Origin of the sequence: Erysipelothrix aquatica, assembly GCF_009828825.1 — a bacterium.
Lineage (GTDB): Bacteria > Bacillota_I > Bacilli_A > Erysipelotrichales > Erysipelotrichaceae > Erysipelothrix > Erysipelothrix aquatica_A.
In genome coordinates this window covers 90,733-113,394 of record NZ_WTTA01000002.1, presented here as the reverse complement: position 1 = coordinate 113,394, position 22,662 = coordinate 90,733, and the positions used below count along the sequence as shown (strand labels likewise).

The following is a 22,662-nucleotide window of genomic DNA, read 5'->3' as shown; positions in this document are numbered from 1 at the left end:
TAAGGTGTGAGCTCGATGAGGTATCGACTATGGAACGACTCTTTATGATTACCGAAGTTGCTCAACTTCACAGCATCAGTAAAAAAACATTGCTTTACTATGATCGTATTGGTTTGTTTGTCCCCAAACAAATTGACGAAGATACAGGATATCGCTACTATGTCCGCGAACAATTTCCGTATCTAAAACAAATAATTTACTTAAAAGACTTAGGATTTACGCTCATAGAGATTGGTGAGCTGCTTGAAAATCGAAATATGACAATGCTGATTACAGAACTGGAACGTCGATTACAAGAGGTTACCCTAGAAATGGAAGCATTACGCCGCAAAAAGGATGACCTTAGGTACCTCCTCGATTTCTATAAGCAGGCTGATTTAGTGGATGAAAGAGACTTGTATCGCCCCAATATTAAGTTTTTCAAAGATCGTGAGTTTGCAGTGGAGTATGCCAACCCTGAAGAAAAATCACTGGGAGTCATGCTAGCATACCGTCGAATTTTGAAAACTTTGAATACTTTGAATAAATTTTCACAAATGCCATATGGTACCGTTTCAGTACAGGATGATAATAATAAATCAGAAATGTACGCTAAAATTGGAGCGTTTATTGAGCTACCTGAAAGCATTGAGAATATTGATAAAATATACGCAGAAGGCGGTAAATATGCGTGTATGTACAAAAAAGGCGGCTACTTTGACGAAAAATCAGTTCAAATGTTATCCGACTGGTGTCTTGAAAATGGGTATCAACCGATCGGCAATTTCTATGATTTTAGCCTCATCGATTACACATTTGTGAATGCTGACGCAGAAATGATTCAAGAAATTCAAGTTCGAATTGTTTAAGAACGATTGTCCATGCCCTTAGGGAATGCCTTAACATTGTTTGTGAAGACAATAACAATTGTCGCCAGGAGGGCATATGGAAAAGGAAAGTTTTAAATCGTTTATCAATAAAGTATTGACAGGAATGAGCGTCGGGATCGTCGTTGCATTAATTCCTGGTGCGCTATTAGGGGAAGTAGCAAAAGCACTAAACTGGACTGAAGTTGTTAATATAACAACCATCGCAACACGTTTACTTGCTGTCATAATGGGACTCACGATTGCAATGCAATTCAAACTAACACCAATTCAATCAGCAACACTTGCAATTACAACGGCCATCGGATCAGGGGCCTTTGTATTCAAAGACGGCATGCTCGCATTAGTAGGAATCGGGGATGTCATTAACGCAGGAATCGTTGCAGGAATTGCTGTTTACGTTATGCAATTAATTGGAAGTCGCTTCAAGGCATATTCAATTCTCTTAATTCCTACAATCGTAACTGTAGGTGTTGGTGGACTTGGTTTATTTATGTTACCTTATGTTGCATCAGTTACAGGATTTGTAGGAGCAATGGTTAATAGCTTTACAAGCTTCACACCAATCGTTGCAGGAATTCTTATTTCAATTACATTCGCTGTTATGATTGTGTCACCACTCTCAACAGCAGGTGTTGCAATGGCAATTTCATTAACAGGTGTTGCCTCAGGAGCTGCAAACTTAGGAATTTGTGCTGCTGGATTTGGCCTTGCTGTTGCAGGCTTTAGTGTTAATGGATTTGGAACCAGCATTGCACACTTCTTAGGATCACCAAAAATGCAAATGGCAAACATGATTAAGAAACCAAAAATGATGTTACCTATTATTCTCAATGCCGCAGTCACAGGAGCTGTCGCGGGCTTATTGATGATTCAAGGTACACCTGCAAGTGCTGGATTTGGTATTAGTGGATTAATTGGGCCAATTAATCACTTAAATATTGTTGGCTATGGTATGGATCAATTATTGATTGCAGTTGTTGCATTCGTTGTTGTACCAGTTGCCATGAGCTATGTCTCGACCTATATTTTTGAAAAGAAACTAAAAATGGTTGAACCACAAGATTACTTTGTAGATTTCAAATAAGGAGATAAAAACATGAAAATTTTAGCCTACGCAGTCCGTCCCGATGAGATTGCTGCATTTCACCAATTTGAGGCATCGATGGGACTCGAAATAACATATATTAATGAACAATTAGGCATGAGTAATGTCGCACAAAGTGAAGGCTTTGAAGCAGTCACATTCTTAGGAAACTGTGATGCAAGCCGCCCTGTACTTGAAGCTTTAAAAGCAAATGGTGTTAAATTCTTAGCATCACGCAGCGCAGGATTCAACAATGTCGATATGGAAGCGCTCAAAGAACTCGGACTTCGCTTCTCAAATGCAACCTATTCGCCATACTGTGTTGCGGACTTTACCGTGATGCTTATCTTGATGTCGATTCGCAACATGAAAGCGATGATGCTTCGCGGTGCTGCACACGACCATTCCTTAGCAGGACTTCAAGGAAAAGAAATGCACAACTTAACATTTGGTGTTGTCGGAACAGGACGCATTGGTGCAGCAGTTGTTGAAAACTTAAGTGGCTTTAACGGCCGAATTTTGGCGTATGATGTCTATGAAAATGCATCAATTAAAGACAAAGTAAACTATGTACCATTAGAAACATTACTTCAAGAAGCAGATGTGATTACACTTCATACACCGCTACTCGACAGTACATACCATCTCATCAATAAAGAAACATTAGCAATGACAAAACCAGGTGTTGCAATTATTAACTGTGCACGTGCTGAACTCATTGATACGGATGCTTTAATTGAAAGTATTGAATCGGGTCATGTTGGTGCTTGTGGATTGGATGTCTTCCCAAATGAAATTGGAATAGTCCATACAGACTTACGAAATAAAACATACGCAAACCACCATCTTGCTATTCTTAACAGTCACAAGAATGTCATTGTAACACCGCACTCAGCATTCTATACAGATCAAGCGGTGTCTGATATGGTCGAAGTGGCGCTTGCATCTCTAAAATCATTCAATACAACAAACGAAAGTCCAAACGAAATTCGTTAAACTCCAAGTATTTTAATTGGGGATAAACTTAAAGCGTGATATAATGCTTTGAGTAGAAATGAGGATTGATGATGGATACATTTATTGGATTAGGAATTGTAATTGAAAATGATGATAACCTCATGATTGAAGTGGAAAATACGTTGGACCTATTAAATGAGTATGCCGACAATATTATGCTAACTTACCCGCACGATGGCGATACAAATGATTGGCGTACAGATTCTTTTGAAGGAAAACTGAATGCGATGATTGAAGGCTTATCGTACCGTACCGCTTATGCAGATATGGAACTTATTATGGGAAATGAGGTCTATGAGGCACGGCTATCAATGGCTAACGAAGGAACCGTGACGGTCTTGAAATTTGAAATAAACGATCGTGATGTGTTTCGTGATCGAACATTTGAAGACTTAGAGCGCGTCACGAAAATCTTTACAGAGTTTATCCGTACCATTGATCGCAATGTCCATCACAGTTATATTTTCTGTGACAACGAAGCTGATTTTTTGTACAAAAAAGAACGCCTAATCGAAGTTGGATACAATCCATATGCAATCATAAAAATGGGGGATCGAGATGTTGCTTATGCAGCGTGGTATCTCGATGGCTTCACAGAACGCAATCAATCGATACATTAACCCTTGAGTTATCAAGGGTTTTTTTATGGTGTCGTTAAGTGACATTTTTGTTCGCGTACGTCAACGCCAAGAAGCGTATACTAGTCATACAGGAGGTAATGTTCAATATGAAAAAAATAATGGCATTATTATTAGTCGGACTTGCACTTGCAGGATGCAGCGCAAAACCCGCAGACTTCAACAAAGTCGAAGTCTTCAACAAAGCTCTCGAGAATCATCGCTCCCACGAATTAATTGACGTAACAGCATCTACAGATTTTCAAATAAATCTTGGTGATGTCAAAGAAACGCTAACCGGATCTGCAACGTATGCAGGAAATAAAAATTTCAAAGGTGCTCAAGATTTACAATTCATTGCATCCTTTAAAATCGGTAAAAACGACATTAATATGGAATCAAAAATGTACGCTAAAGATGGGATTGGGTATATCGAAAGCCCAATGTCAGACGCTGTGAAGTTTAAGATTAACGATGTCGCTTCAAATGATGAGTTTGGTCAAATATCCAAACTGATGAACTTAACGGATTTGAACGAATTTAAGTTCACTGAAGCATCTCTCAATGGAATGATTGCAACTAAGACAGCTGATGGGTATGCCTTTACAGTAACAGGCATGGAAGCCGAAGTTGTGAAAGCAATGGAAGAAGCAATGAACACACCTGAAACAGAAGCGGTTAAAATCAAAGATGTTAAATTTGATATGACAATTTCTGATACATTTGAATTTAAAACATTAGATGTTGCGGTGACCGTCGAGTCTGAAGGCGAAACAGTGACCACAAATGTCAAGGTTGTTTATAACGGTTATGATGACGCTGTAAAATTAGATTTCCCAGACTTCGGAAAATTTAAACCAGTAGCATAAAGTAGACTCGCGAAAGCGAGTCTTTTTCAACAGTATCGAAAAATGTGAAAAAGTGATAAAATAAACCTAGAGAGGTGAACTATGAAACGAAAACCTGAAGATAGACCAGTTGTAGCCATTTGTTATGACTTTGATAAGACATTAACCCCTGATGATATGCAAGCCCAAGGCTTCATCCAGTCGATTGGGTATGATGTTAAGGATTTCTGGACTGAAGTGAACGAGATGGCCAAAACGTTCGAAATGGACACCAACTTGTCCTACATGTACAAAATGATGGAGGCATCACGAGGCAAACATATCTTTAATCGTGAGAGTCTGCTCGATTATGGGTCAAAAATTGAATTGTTTCCGGGAGTAGAACAATGGTTTGAACGTATAGATCAATACGGTGATCTTATGGGTATCGACGTTGAGCACTACATTATTTCTTCTGGATTAAAAGAAATGATTGAAGGTACAGTATTAGGCGAAAGAGGTGTGTTCAAACGCATCTATGCAAGTTCATTTTTTTACGATGAGAATGGAATCGCAGTATGGCCAGCCCAAGCAATAAATTATACGAATAAAACCCAGTTTTTATTTCGAATTGAAAAAGGCGTTTTGGATGTTAATGATGCTGAAGTAAACAGTTATTACAAACCCGGAGAGCATCGTATTCCATTTACGAATATGATTTATATTGGAGATAGCGATACGGATATTCCATGCATGCGTCTTGTTAATATGAATGGTGGCCACTCCGTAGGTGTCTATAATCCAACCACTAAAGACAAAGAGAAAGTCTTTCGAATGATTAATGAGCACCGTATTCGTTACTTTACAGCAGCGGATTACCGCGGTGGTCGAGAGTTAGATCTTTTGGTCAAAAGCATTATTAATAAAATAAGTATGGATGCTGTCCTCAATGTGTTACATTATGAAGACCAAGAAGAAGCAAAATAACGAAGACGAGGTCCGACTATGAATATCGATGAAATCAACAAGAAGCTAAAACCACTTCGTGATGACGTCACGCGAACAATACTTGTGGTAGTGGGGATTATGCTTTGTGTCACTATTTTTCTTTTTGCAGCAGCAAGTACCCTAGGCAAAGGCCCATTTGGCCGAAGTATGTCTTCGTTTACGATTCTTTCATTCATGGTATGGATGTTTGTGCTATTTGTGGTAGCGACATTCTTAATTAAACCTAAAATTCGGACCTATAAAGAAAACGTCAAAACATTGGTAAACAAATCAATGTTCGAATCGGCATTCAACCATGTCGTCTATGACGCGTTGCGCGGTTTTGATCGGGATGCAATGCGGGAGTTAGGCGTTATGGAAACAGGTAATCAGTATCATTCTAACGACTTTGTTCGAGCAGATTATGCAGGTGTGACGTTCGAACGTGCTGATGTACTTTCTCAAAATGTGACGAGCACAGGCAAGACAACAATCACGACGACGTATTTTCATGGACAGGTTATCAAATTTGATTTTCATAAAGAGACGAGTGGATATGTTCGAATTCGTGATGCAGGCTGGTTCAACAGATTTAGCGATGGCCCCAAAACAGAACGGTCTCGTAAAATTAAGTTTGAGGATGACCGTTTTAACGATCAATGGGCGACTTTTACCAATGATGAGCAGGAAGCATATCGTATTTTTACACCCCATTTTATGGAGAAAATAAATGCATTTCGTGCGCGGCTTGGACATGAACTTAGTATGGTCTTAAAAGATGGGGTTGTTTATTTAGGTATCTATTCATCAAGGGATGCAATGGAACCCAATGTTTTTTCAGAAATTGACGAGAGCTATCTTCAAGAGATACGCCATGAAATCGAATCAATTCAGTATATTATTGATACATTAACAGAAAATAAAGATTATTTTAGGGGGGCGTGATGAACATCTTAGGATTTGTGATACTTGTATTGGTGGGAGTATTCTTTTATAGCTTTAATGCGATTGTTTCACGCTCAAATCAAGTCTTGGAAGCGTCATCGGGCATTGATGTCGCGTTAGCAAAACGCTATAGCCTCATCCCTAACTTGGTAGAAACGGTAAAAGGCTATGCTTCCCACGAGCGTGCTATTTTTGAACAGGTTGCTGCCTTAAGAACGATGCCTGTAACCAATCGTGCCACATATGATCAAGATGTGTTTGCGGTTCAGTCACAATTGCTGGCCCTTGCTGAAAGCTATCCCGAGCTTAAAGCGGACCAACAATTCCTTAATCTTCAACGTGGGTTGACTGATGCAGAGGAGCATATTCAAGCGGCCCGCCGTTTATATAATCATAAAGTTGAAGTGCTTAATTCAACGATAGATACTTTTCCAGGTAATCTTGTGAATCACCTTGCGAAGCGCGAACGTGCCGCATTCTATGAAGCAGAATCACAACAACGAAATAATCCACACATAAACTGGTAAGACGCAATTGCGTCTTTTTTTTGCACCTTATATGAAGGTGTTATGGACATGTGTCATTTAAAAACACTCTATTTTGATACCCTACTTTTATCAGGAGGAACAAACTTATGAAAAAATTCAAGCAGCAGAAGCAATGGTACGGATACTAACAGAATGGGATGTTGATCACATTTACGGTATTCCCGGAAGTTCAACAAATTCATTAATGCGTGCCTTAAAAGTTTACGAAGACAAATTACAATATATTCAAGTTCGACATGAAGAAGTGGGTGCCTTTCCGCAAGTGTTGATGCGAAACGAACAGGGAAATTTGGTGTATGTTTTGGGTCACGTGGTCCAGGTCATACACACTTAATTAATGGTATGTACGATGCTAAGCTCGATCGTGTTCAGATGTTGGTTATCACCGGTTCCATGCATACTCGTAATTTAGGGACGGATTATTTCCAAGAGATGGATCCCGTATCGCTCTATTCCGATGGCTCTGTCTTTAATCGATTTGTTACTGAGGCAGAACAATGGCCCTTTGTAATTGATAACGCGATTCGGACAGCATATCGCGAAAATGGCGTCGCAATCATCCATGTTCCCGTTGATGTCGGTTACACAGAAATTGACGATAACTATATTTCAAGTGCCAATGCATTTGAAAAAGCATATCCCCAACATCGCGCGGTTGATATTGATAAAGCAGAACACTTAATTCAAGAAGCGAAGTGCCCAGAACCTATTATGAAAGCTGTGAATGAAACTGCGAATGATGATGCAAGAATACATGACCCAGTTAAAATATAACTTACCGATGGTAAATATCGTAATTTGTAATGAGTCGTATGGCTTCATATAAGTTGCCCAAGAAATGGAAAATAACGATACCCTTGGTGTTGACTTAACACCAATGGATTATGCCCAATTTGCGGAAGCATGTGGTGGTGCGGGTTATCATGTCGAAACATACAATGAACTTATGGATGCACTCACGAAGTCAAAAGGTACTCCAGTTCCGGTGATGATAGACGTAAAGGTTGCTAATGTACGACACTTCACGGCGCATGCTATTGTTCTGGATGAGTCTCTGTATTCGAAAGAAGAAGTAGCGGCATTTAAGGGAAAATATGAAGTGTTTGGGATGCCAGTGTTATGTGAAATACTTAAAGATTTGGAGTAGGATAGGGAAAGCGGGGAAACCTGCTTTTTTTGTCCAAAGGGCATTAAGTCAAAAATAGGTTGTGGTATACTAGTATTAACGAGGTACATCTATGAAAAAGTATATTCCAGGGCTCCGGATTGTGAAAACAACCATTGCAGTTTTTATCTGTTTAATCATTGCTTACATGGTTGGTTATGATACGCCCTTTTATGCAGCGATAGCCGCTGTATTGATAATGAAGACAACACCTGAGCATTCCGTTACGCATGGAATAAACCGTGTGAAAGGAACCGTTTTTGGAGGAACTTTGGGGGGGATTTTTCTGGTAACAACGTTTTACTTTGGCATACGTCCCAATACAATGGCGTATATTCTACTTGTAACATTGGTGCTTTTTGTAGATATGACAATGGCGAAAGTGCTGAATTTTAGCGAATATGCAACCTCCATGTCAGCGATTTTGGTGTTGTCAGTCCTCATGTCACACAACCAAAGTCTCGATGGCATGTTGATTTACATGGTGTCTCGTGTTGTGGAGACCGTGATAGGGATTATAGTTTCTTTAATTGTTAATAGCAAGATTCAGCCCAAGCAAGTGACACACAAATAAAACCCAGAATATCCATGTTTCAGTAAAAACATGACGTTGATACGGCGTCATGTTTTAAGTTTCCACGAAATTTCAAGTGAAGCAAGGAACTGATTCTAAATATATGGTAAAATAACAAAGTATGGAAATTACCAGGAGGCAATATGGAATATATTATCGAAATTTTAAAAGCCATCTTCTTGGGAATTGTGGAAGGTGTTACTGAATGGTTGCCAATCAGTAGTACCGGTCATATGATTCTCGTTGATGAATTTTTAAAATTAAACGTATCACCTGAGTTTATGAGTTTATTCTTGGTGGTAATTCAGTTGGGGGCAGTATTGGCTGTTGTATTAATTTACTGGCATAAGCTGAATCCGTTTAAATCTCAAAATGGAAAACTACACGTTGAACCAGAAATTATGTCAATGTGGATGAAAATTGTCTTTGCATGTTTACCTGCAGCAATTATTGGTATTTTATTTGATGATGTGTTTGAAGCACTCTTCTACAATCCTGTAATGGTTGCAATCATGCTCATTCTATTCGGAATTTTCTTCATTGTGGTGGAAAATCGCAATGTGGGTCGTAAACCTAAAGTTACGAAGATTTCACAGATTACGTACCAAACAGCAATGATTATTGGACTCTTCCAATTAATCGCAGCCGTCTTCCCAGGAACATCGCGTTCAGGGGCAACGATTGTTGGGGCATTGCTTATTGGCGTGTCACGTGTTGTCGCAGCTGAGTTTACATTCTTTATGTCAATTCCTGTCATGTTTGGTGCAAGTTTACTCAAGATTGTAAAAATAGGGTTTAACTTTACATTAATGGAGTACGTTATCCTCTTTACAGGTATGGCAACAGCTTTTATCGTCTCAGTGATCGTCATTAAACTTTTACTTGGATATATCAAAAAGAACGATTTCAAAGTCTTTGGATACTACCGCATTGTCTTGGGACTCATCGTACTCGCGTATTTCCTATTAATCAAATAAAAAGGCTCCTGATGGAGTCTTTTTTTTTATACTAACTTAAGTGTTGTGAGGCAGGTTCCGTCTGTATCTTGTGTTGTGAATGTGGTTGTAGCACTTTGGTCAAAATAGGTAACTGTGAGGGTTGCCTCAATATCACGAGGTAACCAGATACCGGCAAAACCGTTTGCCGCTGTCTCCACCGTATCATCGAAAAGCACCGTGCCATTATCTTGGGTTACTAGAACTTCGAATTCTCGTTTGGGAAGTTCACCTTGGCAACCTGTTGGAACATGGTTAAAGCAGGGATGTGTCTGCTCCACATAGGGCGCAAACGAGAGATAGAAGTCTTCGTTATCAAGATCAATATTGATGCCATCTTTATCGTTTTGGAGGCTTAAGGTTGAAGGAGAAATCTGTGCTTGTAAATCAGCAGGCTTATTGGGGTTGGATTCTAGGTAATTCACTAGTGATTGTGTATCCATAGATTCCAATTGATAGTTCGCTAAGAATTCAGCTTGGGTTGGTCTGTTTGATCCCCACAAGAACCACGCACCGACAAATACAAAAGTAAATGTCGTGATTGCAATAAGTATTTTTTTATATTTCATATCTAATTCCTCGTTTCAATTTAGTTAAGTGTATGGTATACTGACCATAGTATAGGTCCTTTAAGTCAAGACAGAGAGCTTGATAAGGTACGCAAATCTTCGCTTACAATTTTTTGTGAGGCTGGCTACCGATAACTTAAAGGCACTCTAGGGTGCCTTTTTATATGGAACCGTACACTACAAAGGAAAGAGGAAGATTTTTATGGAGAAGCAGTCATTGTTAATTGGAATCTCTGAGAAACCAAAAACAAAACTTGAGTGGTTTGTATTAAGTGTTCAACACGTCTTTGCAATGTTTGGAGCGACAATTTTAGTTCCAATTCTAACGGGGTTAGATGTAGGGGTGTCGCTTGTTGCAAGTGGAATAGGAACTTTAATCTACATTGTTTGTACAGGAGCTAAAGTTCCGGTTTATTTAGGAAGTAGCTTTGCATACATTTCAAGTATCGCAACTGCAATTGCCGTAACCGGTGGTCCAGAAAGCGCGTATGTAGGCTTAATGACCGTCGGTCTTATTTATGTGTTAATTGCATTTATTATTTCATTTACAGGCTCAGCATGGATTCGTAAATTATTGCCGCCAGTTGTTATTGGTCCAATGATCATGATCATTGGGTTGTCACTCGCACCAACCGCAGTTCAAGAAACAGGACTTATGGGTATCGATATCTTGCTCGAACAAGGAAAATACCTTGGTGTTGCAGGTGCATCGTGGAAAGTGCCGTTAGTGGCTTTCATTACATTCGCGACAGTTGTGGTCATCTCGATGCGTGGAAAAGGCTTCTTGCAAATTGTCCCATTCTTAATAGCCATCGTTGTTGGATACATATCAGCCGTGGTCTTAGGGTTGGTCGATCTGTCACAGGTCTTTACTGGATATTCGTTCTTCCAAATTCCAAACTTTAAATTTGTTGGTTCGTATCAACTCGATTTCTCATCAGTTGTTGCCTTTGCACCGCTTGCACTCGTAACAATTGCGGAACACATTGGTGATCACATCGTGTTAGGAGAAATTGTTGATGAAGATTTCCTTGAAACACCAGGTCTCAGTAAGACAATTCTCGGTGATGGTATCGCAACATTTGTATCCGCTGCAATTGGTGGACCGGCAAATACGACCTATGGTGAAAACACGGGTGTTATTGCGATGACACGTGTCGGTTCGGTTTGGGTTATCGGTTTAGCTGCTATCATTGCGATTTGCCTTGGCTTCCTTGGATACGTACAAGCATTTATTTCAAGTATTCCATGGGCAGTAATTGGTGGTATGACAATCATTCTTTATGGATTGATTGCATCCAATGGCGTCAAAGTACTCATCAAAGATCGAACAGATCTAGGAAATATGAAAAACTTAGTTATTGTCTCAACCATGCTAGTAATTGGCTTGGGTGGCGCAACATTAAAAATTACACCGCAGACAACTTTAAGTGGTATGAGCTTAGCAGCCATTTGTGGCATCGTGTTAAACCTTGTGCTAAGTGCACTCGAATCGAAAAAAGAAATCTTGGATTAACCAAGATTTTTTTGTTGATTCCAACCACGATGCGAGCCGTTGCCGCTTTGACGGTTGCCGTGGCATCGTTCGCCACGAGATTCATGCCACTGTTGTGCTTGTTCGGGTGTTCGCGTGGAATCATTGTTTCCATTGCGGTGCATACCGCGATGTCCATCATGATTCATGGGATGATCCTCGTTATGATGTCCCCACGATCTATCACGAACTTCTTGAGTTGGTGCTGTTGCTTCTGGAGTTGTTGTCAAATCGTCCGCGAAAATGGCGTTCATTGACAATGCACTACCAATAAAGAGTGCCCCCACTCCAGCAATAACTTTCAGTTTTGAATGTTTCATGTGCTTCATTCCTCCTTACACCATCATCCTAACAAGTAATTATGACGAAACCATGACAAATATGACGAAAATGAGGCTAAAAGTCACAGAGTTCAAAATGCAATATGATACGATAGTCATAAGGTGATAAACATGAAAAAAATATTGATTGCGGATGATTCCGATAAAATAAGACAGATACTCAATGAATATCTCGTTAAAGAAGGTTATGAAGTAATTCAAGCACGTGATGGAAATGAGGCTCTTGATGCCTTTGCCCAGAACAGTTTTGTGATGATTTTGCTTGATGTGATGATGCCTTTTAAAGATGGATTTGAAGTATGCAAAACGATTCGTGAAACATCGAATGTTCCCATCATCATGATTACAGCTCGTGGGGATGACTATGACCGTATCATGGGCTTGGATATGGGGGCAGATGACTATGTTGTGAAACCTTTTGTACCAGCTGAAGTTATGGCTCGTATCCGGGCAATTTTGCGCCGTATTGGACCAAGCGATACGCATAACCGAATTACCTATGATACCTTGTGTGTAAACTTGGATGATTTTGAGGTGAGCGTTGCGAACCAGCCGGTGTCACTAACCAAAAAAGAAATTGAAATATTGTGGACCATGATGCAGCATCCGAATCAAGTATTTTCGCGTGATCAATTGTTAGATAGTGTGTGGGGAATTGATTATTATGGCGATTTCCGCACTGTTGATGCCCATATTAAACGACTCCGTGCTAAACTTTCCCCGTATGAATCGGAAACATGGTCAATTGCGACGGTTTGGGGTGTTGGCTACAAATTTGAGGTTAACCACCATGCACTATAAAATGACACAAAAATTAGTGGGTTATTTTGCAATTACATTACTGGTCTTTGCAATTATCATCGGAGTGACCTTCTCCATGATGTTTCGGCAATCAACCCTTGATCAATCCCGTACAGACTTGGAATTTCGCGCAAAGACAATTGCGAATTCGGTATCGCCCTATCTTGAGAGTTCCAGTTCAAATAACAAACATGGCTCGATGATGCGAAATCGTGACTTGAGCACTTATTTAGAATCACTTGAAGCATCGACGGTTGGTGAAGTCTGGGTCGTTGATAAGGAAATGAAATCAATCAGTAGGGGGCAAGGCCATAATAATGGCACAACCCAACTTTCAGATTTACCAGAAGATAGTGAACGAATGATTAAGCAAGCTTTATCTGGGTTTACCGTTTATAGTGATGGCTTTAGTGAAATGCTAAATTCGGAGTCAGTGACTGTCGGTGTTCCAGTACAAAATGGTGATGGTCAAATTATAGGTGCAGTGCTTGTTCATTCTCCAATTGCTGGTATCGATGCAGTTATTCAACATGGGTACCATGTTTTAACCATTAACATTACTGTTGCATTGGTACTATCGGTTGTTGTTGCTTACTTCCTATCCATTCGGTTTGTAAGACCATTGAAACGGATGAGTGAAACATCAAAAGCATTAGCCATGGAAGACTACACTGTGCAAACCAATGTGCATCAACATGACGAAATTGGCGAGCTTGCGGCATCCATTGATACATTAGCCGTACGTTTGAACGAAGCATCACAAGCTCGAGACCGTCTCGACCACATGCGTCACGAATTTTTTGCAGACATCTCCCATGAATTAAAAACGCCAGTCACGATTTTACGAGGATCTCTCGAAACGATGCGTGATGGTCAAGTGGAAACACCTGAAAAACGTGAAGAGTATGAAGAAAACATGCTTCAAGAAGTGATACACTTACAGAAATTGATTAATGATTTGCTCGATTTTTCCAAGCTAAATACGACCGACTTTGTGTTAGAGAAAGACGTTGTAAATCTGCACGACATTGTGGGTGATGCAATACGATCACTGCGTCCTGTTGCAGTACAAAGAGCGATAGAAATAAGCTATGAAAAAGAAACAGTACCATTTGCCCTATATGGTGATTATGCACGATTACGGCAGATGATCACAATAATTCTTGATAATGCCATAAAGTTCTCGAATCCGCATGCGACCGTTACCCTTCAACAGAAAGGGGATATGTTAAGTATCACGGATACAGGTAAAGGGATTGCCTCGGAAGAAATTCCGCATATTTTCAATCGTTTCTATAAAGACCAAGGAACACAGAATGAGCTAGGCAATGGAATTGGACTTGCAATCGCACAACAGATTGCGAAACGTCATATGATTGATATAATAGTGGAAAGTGTTCCACACCAGGAAACCACATTTACATTTGTGTTGACACACAATAGACAGGACATTGATTATGGAAACTAAAGAAAGAAAAGAACGGGCAATACTTGTAGGGATTGACGTTGCGAAATCGGATTATCGTATTGAAGCATCAATGCAAGAACTTGCTAATCTTGTTGATGCAGCAGGTGCAGAGGTTATGGCCTTGACAACACAAGCACGGGAACGTCGCGACAGTGCCACGTATATTGGAAGTGGTAAAGTTGCAGAAGTAGCGGCATTGGTGGAAGCTTATGAAGCCGACATGGTTGTTTTTAATGGTGAACTCTCGGGATCGCAGACACGTAATCTCGAAGCATTGATTGGCGTTAAAATTGTCGACCGTACTAATCTCATTCTCGATATTTTTGCTGGTCGCGCCAATACTAGGGAAGGAATGCTACAAGTCCAATTGGCACAATTAAAGTACCGTTTACCACGTCTTGTTGGATATAGTGATTATTTATCCCGACAAGGTGGTGGAATTGGGACACGAGGACCTGGAGAACAAAAATTAGAAACTGACAAACGCCACATTCAACGCAATATTACCCATATCCAAAACGAACTGGAGAAGGTTGTAGGACATCGCGAAACAACACGAAAACAACGACTTAAATCAAGTCTTCCAATTATTGCTTTAGTCGGATATACCAATGCGGGTAAATCAACCATCATGAATGGCATTCTCACTCACAGTGGAGAAACCAAAACAGTTGAAGCCAAAGACATGCTCTTTGCTACTTTGGATACGACGCTGCGACGTGCACGCTTAAACAACAACCAATCGATTCTTCTGACAGATACGGTTGGATTTGTCTCCAACTTACCCCATGCGCTTGTCGCAGCCTTTAAGAGTACACTTGAAGAAATTCGTTTTGCGGATGTCATTCTCCATGTCGTAGATGCATCCAATCCAGATTTAGATATTCAAATGGATACCACCGAAGCAATCATGCGTGACTTGGAAGTTCTCAATAAACCGATCATCACTGTCTATAATAAGGTAGATCTTGCAACCGAGGTAGATTATCCTGTTGGGTATACGATGTCAAATCGTGTATATATGAGTGCTCATAACCCTGAAGATATCGATTTGTTGATTGACTTGATTGAAGATGCACTTGCTGATAAGTTTAAGAAAGCATCCGTATTTTTAGAATTTGAAGATCTGGGTATCTTAGATTATTTTGCATCCACATACGATATTGGAGACATTGAGTATGATGAGAAGGGTGCTCATTTCAAAGTGGTTCTGACCCAAGAGGACTATGAGCGCTACGCACAATACATCGTTAAATAAAAGAACACCGCGGAAGCGGTGTTTTAACTTTATTGAGAAATTCGGTGGTTCATTTCGATGAGTTCAGTCTCAGTAAGATAACGCCATTCTCCTGGTTTTAAGTTATCCAAAGAAATGTGCATAATCCGAATGCGTTTTAGGGATGTAACACGATATCCGAGGGCTTTTGTCATGCGACGAATCTGGCGGTTTAAGCCTTGTTTGAGAATAATTTTAAAAGTTTTGGGACCAATGCGTTCAACGTCACAAGCTTGAGTTATTTCATGGGTGTGTGCTGCTTGATTGTAAATCTCGACACCCGATTGCATTTGATTGATAAATTCTTGGTCGAAAGTCTTGTGAACAGACACTATATATTCTTTGTCGTGTCCGTACTCTTCCCGTAAAATTTTATTTACGATGTCACCATCGTTTGTCATCAGAATTAAACCATACGAATCTTTGTCAAGTCGACCAATTGGGAAGATGGTTGACTCATAGTTCATGAAATCAACAATGTTGCTAGGGTCTTTGGAGTCAGTTGTACTAGTTATCCCAACGGGTTTGTTGAGTGCAATGTAGACAAGATCATCCGTCTTCTTAATTGTTTCACCACGAACACTCACTGTATCCTGAGGAAAAACTTGTGAACCTACTTCAGCAACCTGCCCGTTTATCATGACAAGACCGTCTTGAATTAACCGATCAGCACCTCTTCGTGATGCATACCCGGATTCACTGATAAATTTATTGAGGCGCAGCGAGGCACTGGTTTCGTGACGAATAATACCTTGCTTTTGTTTGAGGGTGGTATCCTTTTGTACTGCGTGTTTCATGTTAATGCTCCTTATAATATTTGCCTTGCCACGTATTGCGAGCAAGCATGAGTTTATCGATTTCATTTAATACGATTGTTTTTCGTCGTGTCCACTCTGGTGCTAATAAGTCCGATCCAATACCGTCACCAGTTAGACGGGCAATAACCATCGTCTCAGGGAGACGCTCGAGTTGTTGAACGACTAAATCAACATAGGTTTCCATCGACATAATTTCAAAAGGATTCTTTGAATACTGATAACCAAGCTTGGTGTCTTTGATAATATGAAGCATATGAATTTTTAGCATATCTGGATTTAACTGGGCAACATAGTCGCAAGTTTCGAGCATCATATCTGTTGTTTCAACTGGAAACCCATTGATTATATGGATACAGGTCCGAATCCCAGCCGCTTTCAATTTTGTAATGCATGATGCCACGGAGTCTAAGTCATGGCCACGATTCATCCATACACCCGTTGTTGGATGCATACTTTGCAAACCAATTTCAATTGTCAGATCTTTCTGTTTTGCTTTGGATGCAAAATAAGCAATTTTGTCATCGTCAAGACAATCTGATCGTGTGGCGATATCAATACCAACAAAACGATCATCCTCAAAAAAAGGATCATACAATGTTTTTAATGCATCAAGGCTAGAGTGGGTATTGGAGTATGCTTGGAAATAAGCGATTCGCTTAGCATTAGGCCATTTCCGAAGCATAATTGCTTCGGAGTGATCGATTTGTGCTTCAAGATCTGGATCTTTGAGAATCATATCCCCAGAACCCCGAGCAGAACAAAAATTGCAGCCACCACTGCCACATGTTCCATCCCGATTAGGACATGTAAAACCAGCGTCGATACTGACTTTAAATGCTTTGGATCCGTATGTTTTTTGGGTGAAATAATTATAAGTGTAGTAACGCTTATTGTCGTTTGAATATTTGAATGGATTAAGAGTTTTCATGTATGTATTTTATCACGTATATTGTAAACTACAAAGGGTCAATATTTGGTATAATAAGATTACACTCGAAATATCTTGGAGGGAGATTACTATGGCTGTAGAACAAGTCTTATTACGACTTGCAATGGTTACATTATTTTCAGGTATTATCGGTTATGAGCGTGAGGTAAATAATGCCCATGCCGGCTTGAAAACACATATGATTGTTGGTGTTGGAGCAACAATCGTAGCTTTAATTCAACAAGAAATTGCTGCAACAGCACTTGCTGAAGCACTTGCCTATCCAGAATTAACTGGGGTTTTACGATCGGACCCTGCACGTCTTATTGCGCAGGTCGTAAGTGGTATTGGTTTTCTGGGAGCAGGAACCATCATCGTTACCAAGCGCAATATTTCGGGATTAACGACGGCAGCATCAATTTGGTCAGTCGCCTGTTTAGGGCTTTCCGTGGGGATGGGGTACTATGAAATCGCCGTATTGGGATTTGGTTTCCTCTTCTTAATTTTATTTGTAACCCGTCGCTTTCAAAACCTTTCGTTTTCAGAGCGCGTGCATGTCAAATATATTGGTGGACAAGAAACATTAGACGATATAGAGCGTGTTTTTGAATCGATGGATGTTCAATTCCAACAAGTCAACTATCGTGTTGATATGTTTGGTAATGAACGTGTTTATACAAGTATTTTTGAAGTGCAAGGTAACCGCCGTTTTTCATTCAGTGAATTCGTAAGTACGATGGCACTCAAGAGTACGGTTATTAGTGTTCATGCAACAAATTTAGAATAGAGGAATAAGATGACAATTCGTATTGCAGAACATAAAGATGCACCCCGTATCCATGAACTGTTGGTTCAAATTGTGAATCATCATCATGATTTATATCCTGAACGTTTTCCCAAAGACACGCCGAAATATTCAGTCACTGAAGTACAAGGTTTGATTCAAAATCCACAGATGAGTGTATGGGTCTATGAACATAATGAACAGGTAGAAGGATATTTGATTGGTTGGATGGATGGTGAGGTTTTCTTTGTCGATGATATTTGTGTCAATGAAGCAGCGCGTGGTCTAAAGATTGGACACCAGCTTATGGCTCATCTCGAAACTCAAACAGAAACTGCACCGTTTACTGAAGTTCGCTTAAATGTATGGACGAAAAATATAGCAGCAATTAACTTTTATGAGAAAGAGGGCTATGAGCCTCTTAAATACGTACTAACAAAAAAAATTGAGCGCTAAGCTCAATTTTTTATTTTACTTGAAATATATTGATTTCATAGGGTTGCATCACATCGAGATGATGGACATAATTTGATAGAAGCGCACTGTAGTTTCCAGTTCTTTGATGACGCGGAATCGTAGTTTCTGATAAATTCATTTGAACAAAATATCGTCGTCCCTCATAGACTCTAAAATATGCGAAATAATTTTTTGTTGCTTCGTATACAAATTCAACCTCACCATAAATAAATGCTGGGTGGTTTTTTCGTAATGCAATTAAAACTTTGTAGAAATGATAAATCGAATGCGGATCATGCATCGCATTCTCAACGTTGATGTGAGCATTGCGATTATCATTATGAATCCACGGCTCACCCGTACTGAAGCCACCATCTTTTGTCCACGCTACAGGAACTCGTGCGTGATCTCGTGAACCTGCAACGATATGACTGAAAGCCTCATAGGTCGCCATGCCCTCTTGAACGAGTTCATGGTATTTCTGGATGGACTCCACATCCCGAAAATCTTCAAGGGAGCGGAATTGTTGGTTAACCATTCCGATTTCTTGCCCTTGGAAGATGAATGGAGTACCCTTAAGTGTTAGCAATAAAGTCGCAATCAATTTTCCTAAAGCTTCGCGGAAAATAGGATTTTTATTTACTTTAGAGATCATACGCGGATTGTCATGGTTTTCAAAGAAAAGTGCCATCCAATAGTGATTTCCATAATGCTTCATATAATCCATGATGTAAGCTTTGTAGTAATTGAGGTCATACTTATATTTATCAAAACGAACATGTCCAGGTGTTTCGAGATGGTCAAAGTTGAATACCATATCCAATGCTTGGCGATAGTCGCCGCTCAAAAGCTTGGCCATTTCCATTCCAATACCAGGAGTTTCCCCAACTGAAAATGCATGGTAAGGTGCGAAAGCGTCTCGATTGAGTTGATTCAAGTAGCGGTAGAGGTCAGGACCAAAGACATAATGTTCAATACCAGTGAAGCCCATCATGTCGCCAATGATACCACTTCCGTCAGGAAGTCCGTCTCGTTTGGAAATGTAATTTATAACGTCCAAACGGAAGCCATCAATACCTTTGTCAAGCCACCATTTGACCATCTCGGTGATTTCTTGGCGCATTGCACCATTCGTCCAATTCAAATCCATTTGTTTCTTAGAAAAAAGATGAAGAGCCCAGACATCCTGTTCGGGATAGTAATTCCACGCGGGCCCACTAAAGAAGGAAGTCCAATTATTCGGTGGAGTACCATCACGATTTGGTCTAATAAAATAATAATCGCGTTTGGGGGAGTTGGGATCATGAAGTGCTTCTTGGAACCAAGCATGTTCGTCCGATGTATGATTCACAACAAGATCCATAATGATACGCATCCCACGTTGATGAACCCCCTCTAACAAGGCATCAAAGTCTGCCATTGTACCAAAATCTTGCATGATTTTATGATAATCGCGAATATCATATCCGTTATCATCATTTGGAGAATCATAGATTGGCGAAAGCCAAATGGCATCGATGCCAAGTGCTTTTAGATAATCAAGTTTTTCAATAATTCCTTGCAAGTCACCGATACCGTCACCATTGCTATCTTTAAACGATCGTGGATAAATCTGATAGAATACAGCTTCTTTCCACCATTTCGCTTCAGCATCCATGGCATCATTACGTGGCAATTCTGTCTCAGTGTTCAAAAGCTGCAGTGCGCTATCAAAGAAAGCTTGATCCAAGCGGTCTTTCGCTAAGCGTCGGATAGATCCTAGTGTAAGTTTACCAATCACTGGATTTTCAATGAGTTTACGAGAGATACCCAATTGGAGTAATAGCTTGTATACAATATCTTTTCCAATTGGATGTTCCAAAATATCGTGGATTGTTGATTGCATTGTGAATGTTTCCATAAGACACCGTCCTTTATAAAATTATAGCATAAGTGTCATGATAACGCGGTGAATCAAAAAAAACATTCTCATTGAGAATGTTAAGCATTATTTAATGTGTCACGGTACTCGGGTTTCCGTTCAAATTCACTGACAGCGAACGAGCAAAGGGGAATAATTTTCTTGCCAGTCGCACGGGCATCTTCAACAACACGTTCAATAAGTTGGGTAGCAAGGCCTTGTCCTTTATATGCGTCATCAACGTGGGTTGACGCAATGATGATGAGGGAATCACCAGCACTCGACAATTCTACTGCACCAACTTCGTGCTCTTTATCCATAATGTAAAATCGATCGTTTCCTTTTATAATTTTCATCTTATTTATCCTTTCTAATGTATTTTAAGGCACCACTTGGGCATGAATCAATGAGTGCGGCAACCTCATCAGCGGGTGCATTATCAGCAAGAATCCATGGTCGCCGGTTGGTGTCGAAAACGTCATGTAATCCACGAACACAGACTCCAGAGTGAATACAAACACTGCCATTAAAGAAAATATCAATAGTCTCACCTGAATATTTGCGATACCCCTGATCAATCAATTCTTTTTCTGTCATCTTAAGAGCCTCCTTTTCATTAATTATAGGGTCTTCCTTGACAATCTACAAATTTGTGAAAAACCGCTTGAAATCAAATTTCATTATTGCATGAAGGATGTTAAAATTTTCAGTCAAATTCGTGGGAATGCAAAGAAATTATCAGTACAATAAGGGTATAGTGGAGGTAAACTATGAAATTAGAAATAATCATCAACGACCCATCACGTATTAAGGTAAATGAAGCAGTTCCATTTGAAATCCTTAATGATGATTACGTTGGCAAAAGTGACGGTGTTCACGCAGTGCTTTATCCGATTACCCATGAGGAAGTAGTCGCTGCAGTAAAGTATGCAATTCACCATGATTTAAAAATAATTGCCCGCGGTTCCGGAACCGGACTTTCAGGTGCAACTGCTCCTGTAGCTCAGGAACTTGTCCTTGATTTATCGCGCATGAATCGCATTCATGGCTTAGATGAAAGCACCATGACACTCACAGTCGAACCGGGTGTTCAGCTTCATGAAATTCAAGAATATGTAGAATCCAAAGGATACTTTTATCCCCCTGATCCAGGATCAAAGAACTCATCAATTGGAGGGAATGTCGCAACCAACGCTGGTGGGATGCGTGCAGTTAAATATGGCGTCACACGTGATTACGTTAAAGCACTCCGGACCGTTCTAGCAACAGCAGAGACACTTGAACTTGGAAGTATTAATGTAAAATCCAGTTCGGGATATGATTTAAAAGATTTATTCATCGGATCCGAAGGAACACTTGGAATTACTACACGAATTGATTTAAAAGTAATTCCATTACCAAAATATAAGAAATCATATGTCGTTGCCTTTGAAGATTTGACGTTGGCGACACGTGCAGTTGCTGCAATTCTTCAAGAAGGTATTGACCCAACAGCATTGGAATTTTTTGAACGCGATATGATGGATTTAAGTGTTGCTCAAACAGGTATCACATTCCCTGTCGCAGTTGGGAAATCTTACTTACTTCTTACACTTGATGGCGATACTGAGACATCGATTGCAAGCCGTGAGATTGAACTGCAACGTGTAGTCACAGAACACCATGCGATGGCTTTTATGCCACTCAATTCCGAGGAGCTCGAGCACAATGTCTGGAAACTACGAGACAATTTACTTGCAGCAGTTGTTAACTATACCGAGCAAGTTACCATGGATGAAACGGTTCCGATCAACCACGTCGCAACATTATATGAATATACAAAAGACTTAGAAGCAGAATATGGTGTTCAACTCATGAGCTTTGGTCATGCTGGGGATGGAAATCTTCATACCTGTGTCATGCGTGGTGATTTGGATCAGACAGCGTGGACAGAAAAGAAAGCCATCGTACTGGAAAAACTTTACGATCGTATTGCAGAGTTGGGTGGACTTCCTTCAGCAGAACATGGCATTGGATTAATTAAAAAACCCTATTTCCATAAAATGACGCAACCTTTATATTTGGAGATGATGCGAAAGATTAAAATTGCATTTGATCCAGAAAATAGACTGAATCCAACAAAAGTAATCTAACCATCTTACAAAAATGTACGTTGTATT

The 22,662-nt window shown here is 40.0% G+C and carries 24 protein-coding genes and 2 pseudogenes; 19 read left to right on the top strand and 7 right to left on the bottom strand.

Features of this window, described 5'->3' with window-relative positions:
* Nucleotides 1–29 precede the first annotated feature (29 nt).
* The 12 genes and pseudogenes from GVV22_RS03745 (at nt 30) to GVV22_RS03685 (ending at nt 9,610) form a co-directional block, all read left to right on the top strand.
* On the top strand, nt 30–848 hold the full coding sequence (locus GVV22_RS03745; RefSeq protein WP_159648824.1) for a MerR family transcriptional regulator: 819 nt from the start codon (nt 30–32) through the stop codon (nt 846–848).
* A gap of 76 nt (nt 849–924) precedes the next feature.
* A complete protein-coding gene (locus tag GVV22_RS03740) occupies nt 925–1,953 on the top strand; it encodes a PTS transporter subunit IIC (protein ID WP_159648823.1) in 1,029 nt (342 codons plus the stop codon).
* A 12-nt stretch (nt 1,954–1,965) separates the two neighbouring features.
* On the top strand, nt 1,966–2,949 hold the full coding sequence (locus GVV22_RS03735; protein WP_159648822.1) for a D-isomer specific 2-hydroxyacid dehydrogenase family protein: 984 nt from the start codon (nt 1,966–1,968) through the stop codon (nt 2,947–2,949).
* A 71-nt stretch (nt 2,950–3,020) separates the two neighbouring features.
* A complete protein-coding gene (locus GVV22_RS03730) occupies nt 3,021–3,590 on the top strand; it encodes an Imm64 family immunity protein (protein ID WP_159648821.1) in 570 nt (189 codons plus the stop codon).
* 107 nt (nt 3,591–3,697) lie between these two features.
* Nucleotides 3,698–4,456: a hypothetical protein gene (locus GVV22_RS03725; RefSeq protein ID WP_159648820.1), complete on the top strand. Its 759-nt coding sequence runs from the start codon at nt 3,698–3,700 to the stop codon at nt 4,454–4,456.
* A gap of 81 nt (nt 4,457–4,537) precedes the next feature.
* Entirely contained in the window at nt 4,538–5,401 is an 864-nt protein-coding gene (locus GVV22_RS03720) for an HAD family hydrolase (protein ID WP_159648819.1), read from the top strand.
* 18 nt (nt 5,402–5,419) lie between these two features.
* Nucleotides 5,420–6,346, top strand: coding sequence for a DUF3137 domain-containing protein (locus GVV22_RS03715; protein WP_159648818.1), 927 nt, complete (start codon nt 5,420–5,422; stop codon nt 6,344–6,346).
* On the top strand, nt 6,346–6,873 hold the full coding sequence (locus tag GVV22_RS03710; RefSeq protein ID WP_159648817.1) for a LemA family protein: 528 nt from the start codon (nt 6,346–6,348) through the stop codon (nt 6,871–6,873). The genes GVV22_RS03715 and GVV22_RS03710 overlap by 1 nt, the downstream gene beginning before the upstream one ends.
* A 133-nt stretch (nt 6,874–7,006) precedes the next feature.
* Nucleotides 7,007–7,668, top strand: a pseudogene (locus tag GVV22_RS03700) (thiamine pyrophosphate-binding protein).
* Nucleotides 7,619–8,041 (top strand): annotated as a pseudogene (locus tag GVV22_RS03695) (thiamine pyrophosphate-dependent enzyme). Before GVV22_RS03700 ends, GVV22_RS03695 begins: the two co-directional pseudogenes overlap by 50 nt.
* Nucleotides 8,042–8,132: 91 nt before the next feature.
* A complete protein-coding gene (locus tag GVV22_RS03690) occupies nt 8,133–8,633 on the top strand; it encodes an FUSC family protein (RefSeq protein ID WP_159648814.1) in 501 nt (166 codons plus the stop codon).
* Between the two features lie 143 nt (nt 8,634–8,776).
* Nucleotides 8,777–9,610: an undecaprenyl-diphosphate phosphatase gene (locus GVV22_RS03685; protein ID WP_159648813.1), complete on the top strand. Its 834-nt coding sequence runs from the start codon at nt 8,777–8,779 to the stop codon at nt 9,608–9,610.
* A gap of 26 nt (nt 9,611–9,636) precedes the next feature.
* Here the strand turns inward: GVV22_RS03685 and GVV22_RS03680 are convergent, their stop codons facing one another.
* On the bottom strand, nt 9,637–10,197 hold the full coding sequence (locus GVV22_RS03680) for a CueP family metal-binding protein (protein WP_159648812.1): 561 nt from the start codon (nt 10,195–10,197) through the stop codon (nt 9,637–9,639).
* Between the two features lie 202 nt (nt 10,198–10,399).
* Between GVV22_RS03680 and GVV22_RS03675 the strand changes: the two genes are divergently transcribed.
* Nucleotides 10,400–11,713 carry a uracil-xanthine permease family protein gene (locus GVV22_RS03675; RefSeq protein ID WP_159648811.1) on the top strand — a complete coding sequence of 438 codons (1,314 nt, stop codon included), beginning with the start codon at nt 10,400–10,402 and terminating at the stop codon, nt 11,711–11,713.
* On the opposite strand, the gene GVV22_RS03670 is transcribed toward GVV22_RS03675, so the two are convergent.
* A complete protein-coding gene (locus tag GVV22_RS03670; protein WP_159648810.1) occupies nt 11,710–12,051 on the bottom strand; it encodes a hypothetical protein in 342 nt (113 codons plus the stop codon). The two genes, GVV22_RS03675 and GVV22_RS03670, sit on opposite strands and share 4 nt — an antisense overlap.
* Before the next feature lie 132 nt (nt 12,052–12,183).
* Between GVV22_RS03670 and GVV22_RS03665 the strand changes: the two genes are divergently transcribed.
* The 3 genes from GVV22_RS03665 to hflX are packed head-to-tail and all read left to right on the top strand — an operon-like array spanning nt 12,184 to nt 15,599.
* Nucleotides 12,184–12,873, top strand: a complete 690-nt coding sequence (locus tag GVV22_RS03665; protein ID WP_159648809.1) for a response regulator transcription factor — start codon at nt 12,184–12,186, stop codon at nt 12,871–12,873.
* A complete protein-coding gene (locus tag GVV22_RS03660; protein ID WP_159648808.1) occupies nt 12,863–14,341 on the top strand; it encodes a sensor histidine kinase in 1,479 nt (492 codons plus the stop codon). Before GVV22_RS03665 ends, GVV22_RS03660 begins: the two co-directional genes overlap by 11 nt.
* Entirely contained in the window at nt 14,331–15,599 is a 1,269-nt protein-coding gene (hflX, locus tag GVV22_RS03655) for a GTPase HflX (RefSeq protein ID WP_236261918.1), read from the top strand. The genes GVV22_RS03660 and hflX overlap by 11 nt, the downstream gene beginning before the upstream one ends.
* A 29-nt stretch (nt 15,600–15,628) precedes the next feature.
* On the opposite strand, the gene GVV22_RS03650 is transcribed toward hflX, so the two are convergent.
* Nucleotides 15,629–16,414, bottom strand: a complete 786-nt coding sequence (locus GVV22_RS03650; RefSeq protein WP_159648807.1) for a pseudouridine synthase — start codon at nt 16,412–16,414, stop codon at nt 15,629–15,631.
* 1 nt (nt 16,415) lies between these two features.
* Nucleotides 16,416–17,363: a TIGR01212 family radical SAM protein gene (locus tag GVV22_RS03645; protein WP_159648806.1), complete on the bottom strand. Its 948-nt coding sequence runs from the start codon at nt 17,361–17,363 to the stop codon at nt 16,416–16,418.
* Between the two features lie 91 nt (nt 17,364–17,454).
* On the opposite strand from GVV22_RS03645, the gene GVV22_RS03640 reads away from it, so the two are divergent.
* Together GVV22_RS03640 and GVV22_RS03635 are read left to right on the top strand one after the other, a co-directional pair.
* A complete protein-coding gene (locus tag GVV22_RS03640; RefSeq protein ID WP_159648805.1) occupies nt 17,455–18,150 on the top strand; it encodes an MgtC/SapB family protein in 696 nt (231 codons plus the stop codon).
* Between the two features lie 9 nt (nt 18,151–18,159).
* Complete coding sequence (locus GVV22_RS03635) at nt 18,160–18,603, top strand: GNAT family N-acetyltransferase (RefSeq protein WP_159648804.1); 444 nt, start codon at nt 18,160–18,162, stop codon at nt 18,601–18,603.
* 10 nt (nt 18,604–18,613) lie between these two features.
* On the opposite strand, the gene GVV22_RS03630 is transcribed toward GVV22_RS03635, so the two are convergent.
* The 3 genes from GVV22_RS03630 to GVV22_RS03620 form a co-directional block, all read right to left on the bottom strand.
* Nucleotides 18,614–20,503, bottom strand: coding sequence for an alpha-glucosidase (locus GVV22_RS03630; protein WP_159648803.1), 1,890 nt, complete (start codon nt 20,501–20,503; stop codon nt 18,614–18,616).
* Nucleotides 20,504–20,583: 80 nt separating this feature from the next.
* A complete protein-coding gene (locus GVV22_RS03625; RefSeq protein ID WP_159648802.1) occupies nt 20,584–20,859 on the bottom strand; it encodes a GNAT family N-acetyltransferase in 276 nt (91 codons plus the stop codon).
* A gap of 1 nt (nt 20,860) precedes the next feature.
* The gene (locus tag GVV22_RS03620) at nt 20,861–21,100 is read right to left on the bottom strand and encodes a (4Fe-4S)-binding protein (protein ID WP_159648801.1); all 240 of its coding nucleotides are present in this window, start codon (nt 21,098–21,100) and stop codon (nt 20,861–20,863) included.
* A 173-nt stretch (nt 21,101–21,273) separates the two neighbouring features.
* On the opposite strand from GVV22_RS03620, the gene GVV22_RS03615 reads away from it, so the two are divergent.
* Entirely contained in the window at nt 21,274–22,635 is a 1,362-nt protein-coding gene (locus GVV22_RS03615; protein ID WP_159648800.1) for an FAD-binding oxidoreductase, read from the top strand.
* Nucleotides 22,636–22,662: the final 27 nt, after the last annotated feature.